This is a genomic window from Actinoplanes sandaracinus, from assembly GCF_030009775.1.
Classification (GTDB): Bacteria; Actinomycetota; Actinomycetes; order Mycobacteriales; family Micromonosporaceae; genus Actinoplanes; species Actinoplanes sandaracinus.
Window position 1 is genome coordinate 1 of the sequence record NZ_JASCTH010000077.1, and the last position, 3,476, is coordinate 3,476.

Here is a 3,476-nt window from a genome sequence, read left to right on the forward strand (position 1 = left end):
CTGGTTCAGCGGCACCACGGAAGAAGCCCTCGACTTCGTCTGCGACGTCCTCATCAGCCCTATCATCAACGGGCCCCAGCGAAGCCCCGAGCCGTCAACCCCCGAAGGACTTATGAACTGAAGCACTTAGCGTGGCGGGGTGGCAGCACCCCGCACGGCACCACCGCCGGCGATGAGCCGCCGGCTGACGTTCCTGTTCGCGGTGGCGGCGGGAGTGGCCATCGGCAACCTGTACTGGACGCAGCCGCTACTCGGCTTCATCGCAGGCGGCCTACACACCGCGACCGCGACCGCTGGCTGGCTCGTCACCGCGACGCAGGTCGGGTACGCCGTCGGTGTGCTGCTGCTCGTGCCGCTCGGCGACGTCCTCGACCGCCGCCGGTTCGTCCCCGTGATGCTGCTGACCTCAGCCGCTGCATTGCTGCTGTGCGCGCTGGCGCCGTCGATCGGCGTACTCCTCCTCGCACTCGGTGTGCTCGGCGTGACGACGATTTCCGGGCAGGTCCTCACACCGCTCGCCGGCGATCTCGCCGGCGCTGCCGACCGTGGCCGGGCCGTCGGCGTCGTCGGGTCCGGGACCCTCACCGGTATCCTGGCCTCCCGCACCATCAGCGGGTTCATCGCCGATGCCGCCGGGTGGCGCGCCATCTACGCCCTCGCCGCGGTTGTCGCCGTCCTGCTTGCGGTCCTGCTCTGTCGCGCGATTCCACCGCTGGCACCGCGGACGCGCATGCCGTACTGGCAGCTCATCGCCTCCGTCGGCGCGGTGGTCGTGCGCGAGCGGGCGGCGCGATGGACGCTGGTCCTGGCCGCCACCGGGTTCGCCGCGTTCTCGCTGTTCTGGACGGCGCTGACGTTCCTGCTCAGCGGCCCACCTTTCCGATACCCGGCAACGGTGATCGGGGTGCTCGGGTTGGCCGGCCTCGCTGGTGTCCTTTCCGGCCTGCACGGCGGTCGTCTGCACGACCGCGGCTGGTCGCTGCCGGCCACCGGCGCGGCCTGGGTACTGGCCCTCGGCGCCTTCGCCGTCGCGGCGATCGCCGGCCGGTCCGTCGTACTCATCATCATCACAATCATCATGATCGACGTTGCCCTCCAGACGCAGGCCCTCCTCAACCGGGCACGGCTGTTCGCCCTCTCCCACAAGGCCCGCAGCCGGCTCAACACAGCGCTGGCCACCGGCAACTTCATCGGCGCTGCTATCGGCTCCGCCGCCGCGACCACGCTCTGGTCCGCGGGCGGCTGGACAGCGGTCACGATCACAGGAACAGCGCTCTGCTGCTTCGCGCTCACCGTGTGGGCGCTGGGACGTCGTGGTCCACTCGTGATCCGCTCCGCCGTGGCGGACAGCGCCGTAAACTTTTTGGCGGACTAATGACGCGACGATTCGGTGACCGAGCCAGATTAGCTGTGGAGGTAGGCGAGGTCTGGCCACCGCCACCCGCCCTGGCCACCGGCGATCTACGCACTGTCGATCTATGGGCCGGCGGCACATGGCTGACCACCTTCGACAACACGGCCTACGTTCCCTCCTTCACCCATTACATACGGATCGACGCGGAGCAAGTGCGCCGCCGTGACATCAGACCCTGCCCTTTCCCCGGGCACTCGCCGGAGGAAGTCTGCCGCCTGCTCTACGCCGAGTTGGTTGGCGAGTCGGACTTCCCGTGGCAATTCCGGCTGATGGACTGGGGCCCGACCACTGACGACGTGACCTGCTTCGCCTACCTGAACGGCGACGAGCTAGTCCTCACCCTCGTCCGGCGGGAAGACAATCCCTCGCCCGAGGACCAGGCTAAGGTCGTCGTTGCCAAATCCTGGCGGATGAGTTCGTAGCCGTCCTTACCGAAGCATCCGATCTATTGGATGCCGAACGCGTTCGATAGAGAGATCACGATGGCTACTTTCGCCTGAAGGTGCCCGGACAGACCCGGAGCAGTCGCACGTGCGTTCTCTGCGGCAGGTAAGTGCAGCGGTCAAACAGCGGGACGATAGCGAAATCTTGGCGATAACGAATCACCAGTCACGCCACTCGCCGGCAGCCTCCTTGACTCCACGTCGCTCAAGCAGGGCTTCGACGTCGATGCCGGCACCGGCAAGCACCTCCCCGATGTACTCGCTCACTCCCTCCCGCGTCATGGTCTCGATGTGCCGCCCGAAGGGCGCATCAACGCCACTGAGCGCAACAACGACTCGTTCGATCGCAGGCCATACCGCATCCCGAACGATGGCGGCCGTTCGGCGCCTCGACCGCTCGACCGACGAGCGGGCCTACGCCAAGACCTACGCCAGCGAAAAACCGCGACCTACGACCGGGCCGACAACGTCCGGGTCACCTCCCGCAGCTGACCGGCCCCGGGCGGGCGCTCAGCCTGCGAGTAGTTTGCGCAGGCTGTCGGGCACGTCGGTGATCTCCGCCGCGGTGGGTGCCGCCACGGTCACCGGCGTGCCGAGTGCGGAGAACCGGGTCCGGCTGTCCCGCGCTGGCGCGCTGCCGTACGCGGGAACCCGCACGGTCAGTGATGTGAGCTGGCCCTGCCTGTCGACGGTCGCCTCGAATGGGACCGCCTTAAGGTTCGCACCGCCGCGTTCCAGCTGTTCGGCGGTACCCGGCAGCAGGCCGCGCGAGGTGGCGCCGGGTGCGCCGGAGAGGTCGGCGGTGCCGGTGTAGGTGCCGTCGCCGGCCCGGGTGGCGCTGGTCGCCGCGGCGGTCAGGCCTTTGGCGCCGGCCGGGTCGAAAGGGTCACCGAGGTGAACCAGCGACACGGTCGCGAAGTCGGCGGCCGGGAATGCGATGAACTTCGTCGCGTCCAGGTTCGGCAGGATCGTCTTGCCCAGCTTGTAGTAGGCGTCGTCGCCGAATACCCGTACCTCCTGCCGGGTCTTTTCCCCATTGCTGTCCGTGGTGATCACCAGCGCCGTCGCCCGGCCGGCCGCGTCGGTGTCACCGGTCACCTCGACGTTGGGCGCGCTCATCGTCACGTGCCCGGGAACCGAGGTGGTCTTGGCCGCGGCGGCCCGCAGCTGGGCCAGCGCGTCGTCGGCGGCGGGCGCCGCCGGTGCCGTGGCACCGTCGTCCGTGCAGCCGGCGACGGCTAGGACACAGCTGGCCATCAGGGCAGTGAGTGTCTTCTTACGGTCCACGAAGCGTTCCCCCATGATTGGAATTACCGGGAGAGGGTATCCATCGCATCGACGATCGCGGTTTCCGGGTGGGTACGGTGCCGCAGCTAGGCTAACCGTCCGTCCGCGTCTACGGTTTCCTTTATCTTCGTGCTGGATGCACCTTTAATACTGTAACGGCACTCAGCTTGCCCTACCTCCCGCTCCACGCCGACATCGCTGCAGATGAGATGACATGCATCGGCCGTTGCGGTCGGTGAGTTGAGTCGAGGTGTACGCCGTGCGGGGTCTTGACCCGCGGTGTGTCGGAGGGCCTCCTCAGCTCAGACGCAGGTTTCCCTGTGTTGGACATC

Annotated in this window: 3 protein-coding genes; 2 read left to right on the forward strand and 1 reads right to left on the reverse strand. The window is 67.7% G+C overall.

Annotation, left to right across the window (positions count from 1 at the left end):
• Positions 1-139 precede the first annotated feature (139 nt).
• Entirely contained in the window at positions 140-1,375 is a 1,236-nt protein-coding gene (locus tag QLQ12_RS46640) for an MFS transporter (RefSeq protein WP_282767521.1), read from the forward strand.
• Complete coding sequence (locus QLQ12_RS46645) at positions 1,375-1,836, forward strand: hypothetical protein (protein WP_282767522.1); 462 nt, start codon at positions 1,375-1,377, stop codon at positions 1,834-1,836. The genes QLQ12_RS46640 and QLQ12_RS46645 overlap by 1 nt, the downstream gene beginning before the upstream one ends.
• 531 nt (positions 1,837-2,367) lie before the next feature.
• On the opposite strand, the gene QLQ12_RS46650 is transcribed toward QLQ12_RS46645, so the two are convergent.
• Positions 2,368-3,159: a hypothetical protein gene (locus tag QLQ12_RS46650; RefSeq protein ID WP_282767523.1), complete on the reverse strand. Its 792-nt coding sequence runs from the start codon at positions 3,157-3,159 to the stop codon at positions 2,368-2,370.
• Between the last annotated feature and the right edge of the window lie 317 nt (positions 3,160-3,476).